This window comes from Sphingomonas zeicaulis (assembly GCF_050433225.1).
In the GTDB taxonomy this organism is placed as follows: domain Bacteria; phylum Pseudomonadota; class Alphaproteobacteria; order Sphingomonadales; family Sphingomonadaceae; genus Sphingomonas_D; species Sphingomonas_D zeicaulis.
Genome location: NZ_JBNPXQ010000009.1, coordinates 159,210 through 174,183 on the forward strand (window position 1 = coordinate 159,210; position 14,974 = coordinate 174,183).

General features: G+C 65.4%; 19 protein-coding genes and 1 tRNA gene. 11 read left to right on the plus strand and 9 right to left on the minus strand.

All coding sequences use genetic code 11. The annotated features are described in order from the left end of the window. Positions 1–541: 541 nt before the first annotated feature. The 9 genes from FHS96_RS24315 to FHS96_RS24355 form a co-directional block, all read right to left on the minus strand. Positions 542–626: transfer RNA gene (locus FHS96_RS24315), tRNA-Leu, on the minus strand. A 107-nt stretch (positions 627–733) separates the two neighbouring features. Beyond that, positions 734–1,102 carry a hypothetical protein gene (locus tag FHS96_RS24320; RefSeq protein WP_429598093.1) on the minus strand — a complete coding sequence of 123 codons (369 nt, stop codon included), beginning with the start codon at positions 1,100–1,102 and terminating at the stop codon, positions 734–736. Next, the gene (locus FHS96_RS24325; protein ID WP_429598095.1) at positions 1,099–1,623 is read right to left on the minus strand and encodes a JAB domain-containing protein; all 525 of its coding nucleotides are present in this window, start codon (positions 1,621–1,623) and stop codon (positions 1,099–1,101) included. Before FHS96_RS24325 ends, FHS96_RS24320 begins: the two co-directional genes overlap by 4 nt. Continuing rightward, positions 1,623–2,114 carry a hypothetical protein gene (locus FHS96_RS24330; protein WP_429598097.1) on the minus strand — a complete coding sequence of 164 codons (492 nt, stop codon included), beginning with the start codon at positions 2,112–2,114 and terminating at the stop codon, positions 1,623–1,625. The genes FHS96_RS24325 and FHS96_RS24330 overlap by 1 nt, the downstream gene beginning before the upstream one ends. Before the next feature lie 49 nt (positions 2,115–2,163). Then, entirely contained in the window at positions 2,164–2,529 is a 366-nt protein-coding gene (locus FHS96_RS24335; RefSeq protein WP_429598099.1) for a hypothetical protein, read from the minus strand. A 68-nt stretch (positions 2,530–2,597) separates the two neighbouring features. Further along, the gene (locus FHS96_RS24340) at positions 2,598–3,215 is read right to left on the minus strand and encodes a helix-turn-helix domain-containing protein (RefSeq protein ID WP_429598101.1); all 618 of its coding nucleotides are present in this window, start codon (positions 3,213–3,215) and stop codon (positions 2,598–2,600) included. 29 nt (positions 3,216–3,244) lie between these two features. After that, the gene (locus tag FHS96_RS24345) at positions 3,245–3,667 is read right to left on the minus strand and encodes a DUF805 domain-containing protein (RefSeq protein WP_429598103.1); all 423 of its coding nucleotides are present in this window, start codon (positions 3,665–3,667) and stop codon (positions 3,245–3,247) included. A 66-nt stretch (positions 3,668–3,733) separates the two neighbouring features. Then, entirely contained in the window at positions 3,734–4,123 is a 390-nt protein-coding gene (locus FHS96_RS24350; RefSeq protein ID WP_429598105.1) for a DUF805 domain-containing protein, read from the minus strand. A 134-nt stretch (positions 4,124–4,257) separates the two neighbouring features. Then, the gene (locus tag FHS96_RS24355) at positions 4,258–5,766 is read right to left on the minus strand and encodes a YifB family Mg chelatase-like AAA ATPase (protein ID WP_429598107.1); all 1,509 of its coding nucleotides are present in this window, start codon (positions 5,764–5,766) and stop codon (positions 4,258–4,260) included. Positions 5,767–5,871: 105 nt separating this feature from the next. Between FHS96_RS24355 and FHS96_RS24360 the strand changes: the two genes are divergently transcribed. The 11 genes from FHS96_RS24360 to xylA all read left to right on the plus strand — a co-directional run bounded on the left by FHS96_RS24360 (position 5,872) and on the right by xylA (position 14,942). Further along, a complete protein-coding gene (locus FHS96_RS24360; RefSeq protein ID WP_429598109.1) occupies positions 5,872–6,270 on the plus strand; it encodes a hypothetical protein in 399 nt (132 codons plus the stop codon). 90 nt (positions 6,271–6,360) lie between these two features. Beyond that, positions 6,361–6,495 (plus strand): 50S ribosomal protein L34, encoded by a 135-nt coding sequence (gene rpmH, locus FHS96_RS24365; RefSeq protein ID WP_429598391.1) that lies wholly within the window; start codon positions 6,361–6,363, stop codon positions 6,493–6,495. Beyond that, positions 6,492–6,818: a ribonuclease P protein component gene (gene rnpA, locus FHS96_RS24370; RefSeq protein ID WP_429598393.1), complete on the plus strand. Its 327-nt coding sequence runs from the start codon at positions 6,492–6,494 to the stop codon at positions 6,816–6,818. Before rpmH ends, rnpA begins: the two co-directional genes overlap by 4 nt. After that, positions 6,815–7,027: a membrane protein insertion efficiency factor YidD gene (yidD, locus tag FHS96_RS24375; protein ID WP_429598111.1), complete on the plus strand. Its 213-nt coding sequence runs from the start codon at positions 6,815–6,817 to the stop codon at positions 7,025–7,027. The genes rnpA and yidD overlap by 4 nt, the downstream gene beginning before the upstream one ends. Before the next feature lie 33 nt (positions 7,028–7,060). Further along, positions 7,061–8,773, plus strand: a complete 1,713-nt coding sequence (gene yidC, locus FHS96_RS24380) for a membrane protein insertase YidC (protein ID WP_429598113.1) — start codon at positions 7,061–7,063, stop codon at positions 8,771–8,773. Then, complete coding sequence (gene yihA / locus FHS96_RS24385; protein WP_429598115.1) at positions 8,770–9,435, plus strand: ribosome biogenesis GTP-binding protein YihA/YsxC; 666 nt, start codon at positions 8,770–8,772, stop codon at positions 9,433–9,435. The genes yidC and yihA overlap by 4 nt, the downstream gene beginning before the upstream one ends. A 48-nt stretch (positions 9,436–9,483) precedes the next feature. Then, positions 9,484–10,152 (plus strand): glutathione S-transferase family protein, encoded by a 669-nt coding sequence (locus tag FHS96_RS24390; RefSeq protein ID WP_429598117.1) that lies wholly within the window; start codon positions 9,484–9,486, stop codon positions 10,150–10,152. Then, positions 10,086–10,943 (plus strand): hemerythrin domain-containing protein, encoded by an 858-nt coding sequence (locus FHS96_RS24395; protein ID WP_429598119.1) that lies wholly within the window; start codon positions 10,086–10,088, stop codon positions 10,941–10,943. Before FHS96_RS24390 ends, FHS96_RS24395 begins: the two co-directional genes overlap by 67 nt. Positions 10,944–11,090: 147 nt before the next feature. Beyond that, complete coding sequence (locus FHS96_RS24400) at positions 11,091–12,176, plus strand: glycoside hydrolase family 43 protein (protein ID WP_429598121.1); 1,086 nt, start codon at positions 11,091–11,093, stop codon at positions 12,174–12,176. Positions 12,177–12,186: 10 nt separating this feature from the next. Next, complete coding sequence (gene xylB / locus FHS96_RS24405) at positions 12,187–13,635, plus strand: xylulokinase (RefSeq protein ID WP_429598123.1); 1,449 nt, start codon at positions 12,187–12,189, stop codon at positions 13,633–13,635. Further along, positions 13,635–14,942: a xylose isomerase gene (xylA, locus tag FHS96_RS24410; protein WP_429598125.1), complete on the plus strand. Its 1,308-nt coding sequence runs from the start codon at positions 13,635–13,637 to the stop codon at positions 14,940–14,942. The genes xylB and xylA overlap by 1 nt, the downstream gene beginning before the upstream one ends. Positions 14,943–14,974: the final 32 nt, after the last annotated feature.

Genomic DNA, 14,974 nt, shown 5'->3' on the forward strand with positions numbered 1-14,974 from the left:
CAAACCTAAGGGCGAGAACCGCCATCCCCCAACGCATCATGTTCCCCCTGACCAATGATACTCGCAGACTTCGTGCGCTCTTCACCTTCCCGGTGTTTTGAACCTTCCGATCAGAAATCAATTCGACATGACATCTTACCGACCAGACGATCTGATTCGATCGATCGCCCTCCGGTACTTCGCCGTGAACACGAATCGGCCGAAAAGCGCCGGTGATTGACGCGGCCGATCTATTGTCTCGCGAAATTTTGGAACATTTGTCGCGACCAGCCCCCCGCTGATTAGCCTGTTTTGATTCGTTGCTGCGACGTTACACCAGCATGAATGTGAAATCTCACCAATTTTTGTCACATCGATGCAACAAATTAGCCGCTCTGCGCTCCGGATTCTGGACGAGGCGATCCAAACGCACCAATGATGGGATCAAGACGCGTCTAGATTGCCTGCCGGCGCGAATCAGCCCGCCGAACATGTCGTCCGCGCCTTCGACGCGCCCTGTTCAGCCCGTCATCGGCCCGCCGGTTTCCGCCGATTTCCATGGTGGTGCGGGCGGTCGGGCTCGAACCGACACTCCTTGCGGAACCGGATTTTGAGTCCGGCGCGTCTACCAATTTCACCACGCCCGCATGACGTAAGTCCGGCGAAACGCCGGCCGAAGCGGCGCTATACGCGAGCGGATCGGACATTTCCAGCACCTGCCTGCGACTTCGTTGCAGACGGCCGGCAGCCGGCTTCAGTCGGCGCGCGTGCGCGCTGGCAGCGCGCCTGCGAAGAATGCCAGATGATCCTCCATGCGCGCCAGCGCCGGCCCTGCGAGCGTGAGGGTGATGTCGCGCTCTCCCGATGGGATGAGCACGCCGCGCTCGACGAGCAGCCGCACCCAGCGCTGCACCGTGGACCGCGGCACCGGGCTCGCCGTCTCTAGCGATGCCGCCGAAAGCGGCCGCCCGGCGCGCTGGCCGACATAGGCAGCAAGCATCAAATCCCAGGCCGGGTCGGCGAAGATACCGTCGCCGAGCCGGGCATCCCGCGCGCGGCGCTCATCGAGCAGCGCACGCGCGATGCCCGGCAGATCAGCGGCGAAATCGGTCGATTGGGTCACAACAATCCTCTTCGGCGCAGACTGGTCGCCCCGCCGCGGGCGACGATGATATGGTCGTGCAGGCTGATGTCGAACAGTGCGGCGGCGCTGCGCAGCCTGAGCGTCGCCTCGACATCCTTGGCGCTGGGCTCGGAATTCCCTGATGGGTGGTTGTGGACGAGGATGAAGGCCGCCGCGCCAAGTTCGATCGCCCGCCGCACCACTTCCCGTGGAAAGACGGGCACCTGATCGATCGTGCCCTGGATCAGCGTCTCGTCCCGGATCAGTTCGTTGCGCGCATTGAGATAGAGCGCCCGCAGGCACTCCTCGCGCTGCCGGCCCATATCGACCTGCAGATAATCGAGCAGCGCATCGAAATTCGCGAAGATCGGCGCGACGATCGCTTCCTCGCGCAGCCACAGCAGCACCGCGGCACGAGTGGCGCCGAGCTGCTCGATCGCCGGATGACCCGCACCCAGCAATCGCGCCCATTGGTCCGGCGGCGCGCTCATCACCGCTGCGACACTGCCGAACTCGTCCATCAGTTGACCGGCGGCGCGCGCGGCGGTTGGAGTGCCGAGCGGGGCGAGAAGCGCCGCCAGGACCTGCCGTCCGTTCCCCGCTTCACCCGCCGCCGGTGCGCGATCGCGCCCAGCAGCAACGCCGTCAGTGTCGGATAAGCCCAGAAACCCTGCATCAACGCGTAGGCGAAGCGGATAGCCGTCGGAGACAGCATGAAGGCGATCGGGGTCAAAACCCCCACGAGATGAAAGCCGGCAGCCCATAACGTCCAGCGCCGCTCAGCGACGATCGCAAGCGCGACCAGCAGCGCCAGCAGCCCGAGGTCGATCGCCAGAACCGCATATTCGACCTGGACATAGCCGTCGGGATCGGCGGCGAAGATCGTCAGCACCGACGCCGCGATCATGCCCCATGCGGCAATCCGTTCGGGCGGGCCGCCGCGCCACAATGCAAAGCCACAACATAGTACAAGATAGGTCCAGTACGCGGTGAGCAACAGGATCAGGGCCATGAACCGACCGGACCATCAAGCGATGGCCCGGTCAATCCCAACCTCAGTATCAGGCCGTGAAGGCAGGCAGCGGCTTGCCGTCACCGGCGCCGAAATTGATCGCCTCCAGCCCGGCCTTGCGCTGCATCGCGCCTAGCCGGCGGTGCGTGTTGATCAGCGCGCGGCGCGCGGCGACGGTGGCGGTCAGCGTTTCGGCGATATCCTCAAGGCTGCCCTGGCTGAATTCCGCCGCCATGCCGGCATCGACGCGCGACGTTGCGATGGCGGCACCGAGCAGCGAGAGCTGGCCGATCGCGGCGTCGAACGCGGCCTCGGTACCGATCAGCGGCTCGGCGATCCGTTCGGCGGCGACGAGGCGGCCGCTGCGCGACCGCTGGAAATCAGGATGAACGACGGAGGTAGACGCTTCGGACATGCATTCCCCTTTTCCGCCCTGGTCGGCGGGCATGGCGTTGACGATGCGGGTGCCCGTGAACCGCCGGGTCAGGTCAGCGCGGCTTCCAGAGCCTGCTGCCCCGCCAGGATGGCGCTGAGCAATCCGCCCGCAACCAGCGCCGCGAGGATTGCAATGCCGATGATCGATGCGAGGATCCTGAGGATCCGTCGTCCGTCGATCGCGTCTTCATCGATCCCTACGGCCGGCGGAGTGGGATCCGCTTCCAGGATATCGAACGCCATGCGCTCTTCCCGGAACCCGGTCGCCGCCCCTTCCGTTGCCGGCTGCGGATCGATCCATGCCCGGGGTTCGGCGGCCGCGGCCAGTGCCGCCGATTGGTATACCAGCCGCTGGTACCGGTCTGCTTCGCCATGGGCTCCGGCGTCGGGAGCGCCCGTACCGCCCGGACCGGTCGCAGCTTCCGCATCTGCCAGCCGCTGTGCCGCGGCGACCCGCGTCGAGACGCCCAGCTTGCGCATCGCCTGCTTGATTCGCTTGTCCACCGCATCGGGGCCGATACCCAGCCGGATCGCGATCTCCTTCGATGGCTTGTGATCGAGCACCAGCCGCAAACAATCGCGCTCGCCCGGCGTGAGTCGGGCGACGGGATCGGGATCGAGCGGATCGGGATCGGGCATGGCGCAGCTATGCCCCGCGCGCACCATGCGGGGCAACCGGACCAATCAGATAGGGATCAGGCGAAAACGTCGTAGTGCGAAGGCGACTTGGGATCGTCACCATAGCGGTTCGCACCGCGCGTGCCTTCCAGGCACATGAACACCAGCCCGATGATGCCACCAATATAGGGAATCAGGTTGAGAAGGATGAACCAGCCCGACTTGTCCTGGTCGTGAAAGCGCCGGACAGTGACCGCGATATTCGGGATGATGAGCCCGAAAGCAACGATCACGAAGAGAACCAGGAAGATGATCGCGAACACGCCGCCGGCATCGCTGCCACCAGCCGTCGCATTATAGATCAGCGCAAAGATGCCGCCAACGATCGCTGCCGCGCCATAAACGATGAGCTGCAGCAGCGTGAACATCCAATATTCCTTGCGCCGCGAACGCCCCGAAAAATCGGCATAGCGACGCAACGGCAGAATCATCCATTCCATTGAGCGGTCCCCTGTTTGCCCCAAAAAGGATGGCGGGGACGGTACGTGACCACCCCCGCCAGCATTTCACGCGAACACGTCAACGTGCCCCGGCGATTTAGGATCCTCACCGAAACGATTCGGGCCCCGCGATCCTTCGGAAACGAAGAATACCAGCAGCACGATACCGCCGACAAACGGAACCAACCCGATCAGCATCCACCAACCCGAACGGTCCGTGTCATGCAGGCGACGAATTCCTACAGCGATGCTCGGAATAAGCAGGCCAAGCGCCACGATGGTGTAAAGCGGGCCATAAACGCCGAAAACCAGTGTGTTGATACCCAGAATCATGTCAATGATCATCGCCAGAACGGCCACGATGATATTGAACAGGACGAACATCCAATATTCTTTGCGCCGTGAACGGCCGTCAAACTGCGCATATTTCTTGAGCGCCAGTGTCATCCATTCCATAGCGGATCCCCTTGAGAAATACAGATAAACGCGCCCCAAGGGCCGATCTGATGTCGGCCGACAAAGCCGACGCTCCCTCAAAATCGTCGCAGGATCAAGAACTCATTGCGGATGCACGGATCGCATTTTCCCGCTTATGCCATGGGTGCCCGCCGCCGGTAGCTCAGCGCCTCTGCCACATGAGCGCGGTGAACGCCCTCGGACCCGTCGAGATCGGCGATGGTGCGGCCGACGCGCAGGATGCGCGTATAGCCCCGCGCAGACAGGCGCATCGCCTCTGCCGCCTGCGCGAGCAGGGTGCGGCCGGCGTCATCCGGCGTCGCGACGCGGTCCAGCAACTCGCCGTCAGCCTCCGCATTGGTGCGGACGGGCACCTTCGCATAGCGCTCGGTCTGCACCATGCGTGCGGCGGTGACGCGCGCGGCAACCTGAGCGGATCCTTCCGTGGGCGGCGGCAGGACGAGATCGGCCGCGGTGACAGCCACCATCTCGACATGCAGGTCGATACGATCGAGCAGCGGCCCCGAGACCTTCGCCTGATAGTCGGCAGCGCACCGCGGCGCGCGTGAGCAGGCGAGCGCGGGGTCGCCGAGATGACCGCAGCGGCATGGATTCATCGCCGCGATCAACTGTACGCGCGCCGGAAAGGTGACATGAGCGTTGGCCCTGGCGACGCTGACCTTGCCCGTTTCCAGTGGCTGGCGCAGCGAATCGAGCCCGACGCGCTGGAACTCCGCGAGTTCGTCGAGAAACAGGACGCCGAGATGCGCGAGGCTCACTTCGCCCGGCCGAACACGGATACCGCCGCCGACCAGCGCCGCCATAGAGGCGCTATGATGCGGGCTGCGGAACGGCCGGCTGCGAACCATCCGCCCCTCATTGAGTTCGCCCGCCACGCTGGCGATCATCGACACCTCCAGCGCCTCCGCCGGCGTCAGATCGGGCAGGATGCCCGGCAGGCAGGCGGCGAGCAGCGACTTGCCGGCGCCCGGCGGGCCGACCATCAGCAGGTTATGGCCACCGGCCGCGGCGATCTCCAGCGCGCGCCTTGCGGTTTCCTGTCCCTTCACCTGCTTGAGATCCGGCCCCGCCGCACGCGCCTCCACCTCGCCAGGCACTGGCGGTGCCAGCAACGCGCGCCCGCGGAAATGGTTGAGCAGCGCGATCAGGTCGGGCGCGGCGAGCACTTCGATGCCACTCGCCCACGCCGCCTCCGGTCCCTGCGCGGCAGGGCAGACCAGCCCCTTGCCGACCTCCGCCGCGTGGAGCGCGGCAAGCAACACGCCGGGCGATGGCGCCAGTCGACCGTCGAGCCCTAGTTCGCCCACGAAAACATAGGAGGATAATGTCTCGGCATCGATCACGCCCATCGCGCCAAGCAGCGCCAGCGCAATCGGCAGATCATAATGCGATCCTTCCTTGGGCAGGTCGGCCGGCGATAAGTTCACGCTGATCCGCTTGGGCGGTAGCGAGAGGCCGATCGCGGCGATCGCCCCGCGCACCCGTTCACGGCTTTCCGCCACCGCCTTGTCAGGCAAGCCGACGACGACGAATGCCGGCAGCCCCGGCGTCAACTGCACCTGCGCCTCGACCGCGCGCGCATCGAGCCCGAGATAGGCAACGGTCGACACGATCGAGACCATAATATTCCCCCTTTGTTCCTTGCCCGGCTTGTACGAAGGCGCGGCGCGGAGTCGAGCGAAATCTGATTGCCACCCTCTGCCGCGAACCGACGAGCACCCGATGCGATGCGACGAACGACGTCGCATCGGCTTGTTCCGGCGATCAATCCCTCCCACCTCAACTCCATGACATGGCGCCTGGCACTGCAGCAGACATGGGGCGCGCTGGGCCGCGATCCCCGGATACGCACCCTGCTCTGCGGTGTCGGCTGGCTGCTGATCGCGCTCACGCCGCTCGTCGGCCCCCTGCCCGGCCCCGGCGGCATCATCGTCTTCGCCGCGGGACTCGGCCTCGTTCTCCGGAATTCCGCTTGGGCAAAGCGCCGCTATGTGCGATTCAAACGCCGTCATCCCGGCTGGGGCGACTGGGCGGACTGGGGCCTGCGGCGCCCCAGCGCGCGTCGCCGGATTGCGATATGTCGCGATGTCGCGATCGCCGCCTCAAGGGGTGAGCCGACGGATTGACTTCATGGCGCCTTTTGCCTATCGGCGCCCTTCACAGCGGCCGCCCGCAACGGCGGCCCTTTTTCTATTCTGACACTTGAGGAATGAGCGATGAAGCGCACCTTTCAGCCCAGCAAGCTCGTGCGGGCCCGCCGTCACGGCTTCCGGTCGCGCAGCGCGACTGTCGGGGGCCGCAAGGTTCTGCGCGCGCGCCGCGCCCGCGGCCGCAGCAAGCTGTCCGCCTGAACCGGCTTACCCGCCGCGCGGATTATCTCGCGGCGAACAGCGGCAAGCGCGTGGCCATGCCCGGCTTCGTTCTGCTCGTCCGTCGTCGCGATGACGGCGATTCGGCGATTCGGCTGGGCATCACCGTTACCAAGAAGATCGGCGGCGCTGTCGTGCGGAATCGCATGAAGCGCCGTTTCCGCGAACTGGCACGCACCTTCCTTGAGGAGCGCGGCGTGCCGGGCGCGGATCATGTGCTGATCGGGCGGGCCGGCGGTGTCGAGCGCGATTACGACCTGCTGGGCGAAGAATTGACGAAGGCACTGGATCGAGCCAGGCGATGATCGCCCGGCTGCTGATCCTTGCCGCGCGTGCGTGGCAGCTCGGCCCCTCGGCGATCTTGCCGCCAAGCTGTCGTTATCAGCCAAGCTGTTCTGCCTATGCGATCGAGGCATGGAAGCGCTATGGCGCGCTCAAGGGCAGCTGGCTGGCTGTCCGGAGGATTTCACGCTGCCATCCGTTCGGGGGCAGCGGTTATGACCCGGTGCCCTGACGGGCGATCATTCGGACGGGGTGGGAGTTTAGCGTGGACGACAAGCGCAATCTGATCATTTTCGCGCTCATCGCGGCGCTGGTGCTGTTTGGCGGCCAGTTCCTCACCGACTATTTCTTCCCCACCGCAAACCCGCCAGCGACCAAGATGGTCGACGGCAAGTCCGTACCGGTTGCGTCACCCACCGCCTCGGCGCCGGCGACCGACGCACCTGGCGCGATCCGCCCGGTCGCGACCGCGCTCGGCGCCTCGCCGCGCCTGCCGGTGCGCACGCCGAAGCTGCAGGGCTCGATCGCGCTGAAGGGCGCCCGGATCGATGACATCCTGCTGACCAACTATCGCGAGACGATCGCCAAGAACGCGCCTCCGATCCGCCTTCTGGCACCCGCCGGCACCAAGGATGCGCGCCTCGCCGGTTTCGGCTGGTCGGGCGACGGCGTGGCCGTTCCCGGTCCGAACACGGTGTGGACTGCCGACGCGGCCGAACTGGTGCCCGGCAAGCCGGTGACGCTGAGCTGGAACAATGGTGCAGGCCTCGTCTTCGCGATGCGCGTCGCGGTCGACGATCACTACATGTTCACCGTCCAGCAGACCGTCGCCAACCGCAGTGCCGGCGCGGTCGCGGTGCAGCCCTATGGCTATGTCACCCAGCGCGGCGTTTCGAAGGATCCGGATAGCTGGACGATCCACACCGGCCCGACCGGCGTGTTCAACGGCGCCGCCAACTATGATGTCGACTTCAAGGATGTCGATGCCGCTGGCAACAACGGCGTCGATTTCTCGACCACCGGCGGCTGGCTGGGCTTCAACGACAAATATTGGCTGACCGCGCTGGTGCCCGATCAGGGCAAGGCGGTGAACGCCAAGTTCCGCATCGCCACCGACGGCGCCTATCAGGCCGACTTCCGCGCTGCCCAGACGGTGGTGCAGCCCGGCCGCGCGCTTTCCACCGAGACGCGCTTCTTCGCCGGCGCGAAGGAAGTGGGCGTGCTGCAGGACTATGAGAACAAGCTGAAGATCGTCCAGTTCGACAAGGCGATCGACTGGGGCTGGTTCGCTCCGATCGAACGCCCGATTTTCTGGGTGCTCGACTGGCTGTTCAAGTTCGCCGGCAATTTCGGCGTCGCGATCATCCTGCTGACCGTTCTGGTGCGCGGCCTGATGTTCCCGATCGCGCAGCGCCAGTTCGCCTCGATGGCGGGCATGCGCGCGGTGCAGCCGAAGATGAAGGCGCTGCAGGAACGCTACAAGGACGACAAGCCGAAGCTTCAGGAAGAGATGATGAAGCTGTACCGCGAGGAAAAGGTGAACCCGATCGCGGGCTGCCTGCCGCTGGTGCTGCAGATTCCGATTTTCTACGCGCTCTACAAGGTGCTGATGCTGACGATCGAAATGCGCCACCAGCCCTTCATCCTCTGGATCAAGGATCTCTCGGCCCCCGATCCCGCGACCCTGCTCAACCTGTTCGGCTATCTGAACTTCACCCCGCCCAGCTTCCTGGCGATCGGCGTGCTGCCCGTGCTGCTCGGCATCACCATGTATCTGCAGTTCAAGCTGAACCCGCAGCCGATGGACGAAATGCAGAAGCAGGTGTTCAGCCTGATGCCGTGGGTGTTCATGTTCGTGATGGCGCCGTTCGCGGCCGGCCTGCAGCTCTATTGGACGGTGTCCAACCTGCTCACCATCGCGCAGCAGAAGTGGCTCTACAGCCGCCACCCGGCGCTCAAGGACGCCGCAGCGAAGTGAGCGACGAAGCGGACGAGGGTGCGGCGGAAGCGCAGGCCGAACTGGTCGAGGCGGCACGCAAGCTGTTCGCGGGGCCGGTCGCGTTCCTGAAATCGGCCCCCGAACTGCGCTTCCTGCCCGATCCCGACGTTCCCGAAGTGGCGTTTGCCGGCCGCTCCAATGTCGGCAAATCGTCGCTGCTGAACGCCCTCACCAACCGCAACGGCCTTGCCCGCACCTCCAACACGCCCGGGCGGACGCAGGAACTGAACTATTTCGATGTCGGCGCGCCGCTGGTGATGCGGCTGGTCGACATGCCGGGCTATGGCTTCGCCAAGGCACCAAAGGACATGGTCCGCAAGTGGCGCTACCTGGTGAACGACTATCTGCGCGGCCGGCAGGTGCTGAAGCGCGCGCTGGTGCTGATCGATTCGCGCCATGGCATCAAGGATGTCGACCGTGACATCATGAAGATGCTGGACGACGCAGCGGTCAGCTATCGCCTGGTGCTCACCAAGGCGGACAAGATCAAGGCGACCGAACTGACGGCGGTGCTGGACCAGACCGCCACCGAAGCGCGCACCCGCCCCGCCGCACACCCGGAAATCATCGCAACGTCGAGCGAAACCGGCTTCGGCATGGCCGAATTGCGCGCCGCAGTGCTCGAATCGATCACCCCCTAGCAAGACGGCTTCTCGACTTGCACGCATCGCACCGGCTATGGCTGGCGGATGCTCAAGCTCATCATCGGCAACAAGGCTTACTCCTCCTGGTCGCTGCGCGGCTGGCTCGCTGCCAAGCAGTCGGGCCTTCCCTTCGAGGAGGTCGTCGTCCCGCTGTACGACGATGATTGGGACAAGCGCCGCGAGGGCGACGAGTTCGCGCCCTCTTCCGGCAAGGTGCCGATCCTGTGGGACGGCGAGATCGTCGTATGGGATTCGCTGGCGATCATTGAATGGCTTGCGGAAAAGACCGACCGCAACCGTTTCTGGCCCGAGGATGACGGCGCGCGCGCCATGGCGCGATCGATGGCGGCCGAAATGCATTCGAGCTTCGCGGCGCTGCGCCGCAACCTCAGCATGAACATCCGCCAGCAATTTCCGCCCCGACCGCTGGCACCGGACGTGTTCGCCGACATCACCCGCGTCCTCACTCTGTGGGCGCAGGCGCGTGCGCGCTATGGCGGTACGGGCGATTTCCTGTTCGGAGAATTCGGCGCCGCGGACATCATGTTCGCGCCCGTCGTCACCCGATTTGTCACCTATTCGGTGCCCGTGCCGCGTTTCGCCGCTCCCTATATGGATGCAGTGCTCAGCCACCCTTATATGCAGGATTGGCTGGCCGCGGCGCAGGAAGAAGCCTGGGTGATCGAGCGCTTCGAGACGCCGCCGGCGACCTGATCGAGCGCATTCGCCGAGACCGACCGGAACCCACGCGCCGCCGCATTGTTGATTCGGCGAGCAAGTTCCAACCGGAGGTCAACATGGCGAGCACGACGAAGAGCAAGGCCGCGGCGCCCCAGGCCGACCGCGCCACCACCACCAAGCCACGCGCAGGGGGTAAAACCGCCCCGGCCGAGGTGGTCGATGTCGAGGCGATCAACCCCGCCGCAACGCACGATCCCGTCAAGCCCAGCGCCAACTTCGACCGCTCCAACGTCTTCAAGATCGCAGGGGCCGCAGCTCTCGGCGTCGTGGCAGGGCTTGCCGCCAATTTCGGCCGCAAGCTGGCAGTGCAGGCCCCCACCGTTCTTGCCGGCGGCTGGCGCGACGCGCTGGCGGCCGAACACAAGGCGGTGTTGCGGCTGTTCGAACTGATCGAGGCCACCGACGATAGCCAGACCGCCCGCCGCACCGTGCTCCTCACCCAGATCAAGCACGCATTAAGCAAGCACGCGTTCCAGGAAGAAAATGTGATCTACCCGGCATTGCGCGATCATGGCGATGCGATCGAGGCCGAACGGCTGGTGAGCGACCATGGCGACGTGAAGCATGCGCTGTTCGAGCTCGAGCGGATGCCGCGTCAGGGAGACGCTTTCATCTCCCGGCTTCGTCAGCTCCGCGCCAGCCTTGAAACGCATATGCGCGCGGAAGAAGAGGATCTGTTCCCGGCGCTCGACGCACGTCTCGACGAGGCTGCATCGCGTGAACTTACCGCCCGCATGAACAAGGAAGGGCTTAAGCTCGCCTGAGCCGTCAGGGCAGGCACGATATGCGTGCCTCCCCCTTCCCGTCTCCTGCCATCCCCCTTATGATCCCACGCATGGCGCACTTGCGCCATGTCGATGGTAGCGCTACCGTCCGTCGATACGGTGGATGGAGCCGAGGAGGAGAGGATGATGAGAAGCTCACGCGCCCGGATCGCGTTGCCGCTGATGGCAAGCATCGGGCTGATTGCCGCTGCGGCCCCCGTGCGTGCCGATGAGCCACGAGCGCCCGATGGCCGCCGTTATCTCTCGCAGCCGCTGGTCAGCGAAATCTACACCGCCGATCCTTCCGCCCATGTGTGGAACGGCAAGATCTACATCTATCCCAGCCACGACATCGACGGTCCCGCTGCAGAGGACGATCTGGGCGGCCATTTCGAAATGCGCGACTATCGCATCCTCAGCATGGACAAGGTCGGCGGCAAGGTCACGATCCATCCTGTCGCGCTCGATGTCGCGCAAGTGCCGTGGGCCGAAAAGCAGATGTGGGCGCCCGACGCGGCCTATCGCAACGGCACTTATTATCTCTACTTCCCCGCCAAGGACCGGCAGGGCGCATTCCGCATCGGCGTCGCGACCTCCAAATCGCCGGTCGGGCCGTTCAAGGCCAATCCGCAGCCGATCAAGGGCAGCTTCTCGATCGACCCGTCGGTGTTCACTGACGATGACGGCAAGAGTTATATGTATTTCGGCGGGATCTGGGGCGGCCAGCTCCAGCGCAATACCACCGGCACCTATGAGCCCAATGGTTCAAAGACCGATCTCGAAGCGCCCGACAAGCCCGCGCTGACGCCCAAGGTCGCGCGCCTGGACGGCACCATGATGGAGTTCGCCGAAAAACCCCGCGATGTGCTGATCGTCGATGAAGCCGGCAAGCCGCTGCTCGGCGGCGATGCCGACCGCCGCTTTTTCGAAGCCGCCTGGATGCACAAGTACAAGGGCAAATATTATCTGAGCTACTCGACCGGCGACACGCACTATCTCGTCTACGCGATCGGTGATTCGCCTTACGGGCCCTTCACCTACAAGGGCCGCATCCTCGAACCGGTGCAGGGCTGGACGACGCATCACTCGATCGTCGAGAAGGACGGCCGCTGGTGGCTGTTCTATGCCGACAGCCAGCTTTCCGGCCAAACGCGGCTGCGCAACGTCAAGGTGACCGAGCTGTTCTACAATACGGACGGCACGATCCGCACCATCGACCCGTTTGTGAAATGAGCGCCCGCTGATGTTTCTCGGCATCGATATCGGCACATCGGGCGTCAAGGCGGTGGTGCTCGACGAGCATGGCGCCGTTGTCGCGCAGAGCACCGCCGCCCTCACCGTCCAGCGCCCGCAGCCGCTATGGTCCGAACAGGATCCCGAAGCCTGGTGGGCGGCGACAACCGCCGCGGTGCAGGCGATCCCCGCCGCGGTGCGACGCGCGGTGCGCGGCGTCGGCATCGCCGGCCAGATGCACGGCGCGACCCTGCTCGGCGCGGACGACACGCCGCTGCGCCCGGCCATCCTCTGGAACGACGGGCGCTCCTTCGCCGAGTGCGAGAAACTGGAGGCGGCGGCGCCTGGGCTGCGCAGCATATCGGGCAACATCGCGATGCCCGGCTTCACCGCGCCCAAATTGCTATGGGTGCGCGATCATGAGCCGGCGCTGTTCGAGGCCGTCCGCACCGTGCTACTGCCCAAGGATTATGTGCGGCTGCGGATGACGGGTGAGAAGGCGTCCGACATGTCCGACGCTGCCGGCACATTGTGGCTGGATACCGGCGCGCGGGACTGGAGTGACGAGTTGCTCGCCGCCACCGGCCTTACCCGCGGTCATATGCCACGCGCGGTCGAGGGCACGGACATCACCGGCACGCTCCGCGCAGAGATCGCCGAGCTGTGGGGCGTCCCTGCCGTTCCCGTCGTCGGCGGCGCCGGGGACAATGCGGCGGGCGCCGCAGGTGTCGGCGTGGTGCAGGATGGCGATGCGCTGCTCTCGCTCGGCACCTCGGGCGTGATCTTCGTCGCCACCGACGGCTTCAGGCCCAACCCGGCGCGCGCAGTCCACGCCTTCTGCCACTGTCTGCCGGGCCTGTGGCACCAGATGTCGGTCCACCTTTCCGCCGCCGCCTGCATCGACTGGGTCGCGCGGCTGACCGGTGCCGCCGGCGCCGCCGACCTGTTCGCCCGCGCCGAGGCCACCGGTCCCGCAAGCGGTCCCGAACTGTTCCTGCCCTATCTCTCTGGCGAGCGCACGCCGCACAACGACGCCGAGGTGCGCGGCGCCTTCCTCCGCCTCGACAATGACACGACGCCGGAGAAGCTCGCGCAGAGCGTGCTCGAAGGCGTCGCCTTCGCGCTGGGCGACGGACTGGACGTGCTTCGTGAGGCCGGCACGCAGGTCGAGCGCCTGTCGGTGATCGGCGGCGGCGCACGCTCGCGCTATTGGGGCGAGACATTGGCGGCGGCGCTCGGCGTCGAACTGGTCTACCTCAAGGGTGGCGAAGTCGGCCCGGCACTCGGTGCCGCACGGCTCGCCCAGCTTGCGGTCGATGGCGGCACGCCGGCCGAGGTCTGCGCCGCTCCGCCCGTCTCCCACAGCATCGCCCCCGATCCCGAACTGGTGGACCGGCTTGCCCCCAAGCAAGCCGCGTTCCGCGACGCCTATCCCCGCATCACTCCGAGGAACCACTGATGTCCAACTTCTTCGCCGATATCCCGACGATCCGCTACGAAGGCCCCGACAGCGACAACGAGCTGGCCTACCGCTTCTACGACAAGGATCGGGTGGTGCTGGGCAAGCGGATGGAAGACCATCTGCGCTTCGCCATCTGCTTCTGGCACACCTTCGTGTGGCCGGGTTCGGACGTGTTCGGCGGCGGCACCTTCAACCGCCCGTGGCACCAGGGCGCCAATGACAGTGCCGCCGCCAAGGCCAAGCGCGAAGTCGCGTTCGATTTCTTCACCCGCCTCGACGTGCCCTATTACTGCTTCCACGACGTCGACGTGATGGCTGCGGCCGAGGGCGTCGCCGAGCATCGCCGCTTCTTCGCCGAGGCGGTTGACCATCTCGAAGCGCTACAGGCCTCGTCGGGCCGCAAGCTTTTGTGGGGAACGGCCAACCTGTTCAGCCACCCGCGCTTCGCCGCCGGCGGCGCCACCAACCCCGATCCCGAAGTCTATGCCTTCGGCGCGATGCAGGTGCGCGATGCGCTGGAAGCGACGCATCGCCTGGGCGGCTCCAACTATGTGCTGTGGGGCGGCCGCGAAGGCTATGAGACGCTGCTCAACACCAACCTCAAGCGCGAACTCGACAATTTCGGCCGCTTCCTGTCGCTGGTCGTCGAGCACAAGCACAAGATCGGCTTCAAGGGCACGATCCTGATCGAACCGAAGCCGCACGAGCCGACCAAGCACCAGTACGACTTTGACACCGCGACGGTGTATGGCTTCCTCAAGCGCTACGGCTTGGAAGACGAAGTCCGCGTCAACATCGAGGCCAACCATGCGACCCTCGCCGGCCACACCTTCGAGCATGAGATCGCCACCGCCGGCGCGCTCGGCATCTTCGGTTCGATCGACGCCAATCGCGGCGATCACCAGAATGGCTGGGATACCGACCAGTTCCCCAACTCGGTCGAGGAACTGACGCTGGCGATGGTCGAGATCATCCGCGCGGGCGGCTTCACCACCGGCGGCTTCAACTTCGACGCCAAGGTGCGCCGCCAGTCGATGGACGCGGTGGACCTGTTCTACGGCCATATCGGCGGCATCGACACGGTCGCGCGCGGCCTGCTCAATGCGGCGGCACTGATCGAGGACGGCCGCCTCGATGCGATCAAGGCGGAGCGCTATGCCGGCTGGGACGGCGAACTGGGCGGCCAGATCGGCACCCTCGACCTCGCCGGCATCGCCGACCTCGCGGAAGCTAAGGCGCTCGATCCCAAGCCGCGCTCCGGCCGTCAGGAGCGCATCGAGAACCTGATCAACCGTTTCATCTGACGACGGTATTTCCTCCTCGAGCTTCGCTCGGG

What these genes read in the sequence shown, in the direction of transcription:
- FHS96_RS24325 (WP_429598095.1), bottom strand. Translation starts at nt 1,623, where the DNA reads ATGGACGAGTTCGGCAGTGTCGCAGCGGTGATGAGCGCGCCGCCGGAC.
- FHS96_RS24330 (WP_429598097.1), bottom strand. Translation starts at nt 2,114, where the DNA reads ATGGCCCTGATCCTGTTGCTCACCGCGTACTGGACCTATCTTGTACTA.
- FHS96_RS24335 (WP_429598099.1), bottom strand. Translation starts at nt 2,529, where the DNA reads ATGTCCGAAGCGTCTACCTCCGTCGTTCATCCTGATTTCCAGCGGTCG.
- FHS96_RS24340 (WP_429598101.1), bottom strand. Translation starts at nt 3,215, where the DNA reads ATGGTGCGCGCGGGGCATAGCTGCGCCATGCCCGATCCCGATCCGCTC.
- FHS96_RS24345 (WP_429598103.1), bottom strand. Translation starts at nt 3,667, where the DNA reads ATGGAATGGATGATTCTGCCGTTGCGTCGCTATGCCGATTTTTCGGGG.
- FHS96_RS24350 (WP_429598105.1), bottom strand. Translation starts at nt 4,123, where the DNA reads ATGGAATGGATGACACTGGCGCTCAAGAAATATGCGCAGTTTGACGGC.
- FHS96_RS24355 (WP_429598107.1), bottom strand. Translation starts at nt 5,766, where the DNA reads ATGGTCTCGATCGTGTCGACCGTTGCCTATCTCGGGCTCGATGCGCGC.
- FHS96_RS24360 (WP_429598109.1), top strand. Translation starts at nt 5,872, where the DNA reads ATGCGACGAACGACGTCGCATCGGCTTGTTCCGGCGATCAATCCCTCC.
- rpmH (WP_429598391.1), top strand. Translation starts at nt 6,361, where the DNA reads ATGAAGCGCACCTTTCAGCCCAGCAAGCTCGTGCGGGCCCGCCGTCAC.
- yidD (WP_429598111.1), top strand. Translation starts at nt 6,815, where the DNA reads ATGATCGCCCGGCTGCTGATCCTTGCCGCGCGTGCGTGGCAGCTCGGC.
- FHS96_RS24390 (WP_429598117.1), top strand. Translation starts at nt 9,484, where the DNA reads ATGCTCAAGCTCATCATCGGCAACAAGGCTTACTCCTCCTGGTCGCTG.
- FHS96_RS24400 (WP_429598121.1), top strand. Translation starts at nt 11,091, where the DNA reads ATGAGAAGCTCACGCGCCCGGATCGCGTTGCCGCTGATGGCAAGCATC.
- xylB (WP_429598123.1), top strand. Translation starts at nt 12,187, where the DNA reads ATGTTTCTCGGCATCGATATCGGCACATCGGGCGTCAAGGCGGTGGTG.
- xylA (WP_429598125.1), top strand. Translation starts at nt 13,635, where the DNA reads ATGTCCAACTTCTTCGCCGATATCCCGACGATCCGCTACGAAGGCCCC.